This window comes from Mycobacterium sp. SMC-4, assembly GCF_050205565.1.
Lineage (GTDB): Bacteria > Actinomycetota > Actinomycetes > Mycobacteriales > Mycobacteriaceae > Mycobacterium.
Map to the genome: position 1 here is coordinate 1 of NZ_JBNMQU010000034.1, position 486 is coordinate 486.

At 54.5% G+C, this 486-nt stretch carries 1 rRNA gene; it reads left to right on the forward strand.

The window, feature by feature from the left end:
- Positions 1-401: 401 nt before the first annotated feature.
- Positions 402-486 (forward strand): 23S ribosomal RNA (locus ACQI46_RS25625); the annotation flags it as partial.

Consider the following 486-nt stretch of genomic DNA (forward strand, 5'->3'; position numbering starts at 1 on the left):
AGCACCACGAGACCTGGCCGGCCCCGTAAATCGCGGGATCAGCCGATTGTCAGGCGATTCGTTGGATAGCCCTTTCACCTGTAGTGGGTGGGGGTTTGGTGCACAACAAACATGTCGTCTGGCTGGGAAAAGCTGGGCGCGAAAAGACTTAACCGGACACACTATTGGGCTTTGAGACAACAGGCCCGTGCCCCTGTGGTTTGGGGGTGGCTCCGCCGGATGTGTGTGGGGTCGGATTGTTGTTGCCCTGCTTTGGTGGTGGGGTGTGGTGTTTGATTTGTGGATAGTGGTTGCGAGCATCGAGATTCGGCGCGGGATTTTTTCTTGTGTCGGGTCTGGTGTAATGCAAATTTTGTTGATACTCACCAGTTTTGGTGGGTGACTCATTTTTTGGTTTTGTGTTGTAAGTGTTTAAGGGCGCATGGTGGATGCCTTGGCACTAGGAGCCGATGAAGGACGTGGGAGGCTGCGATATGCCTCGGGGAG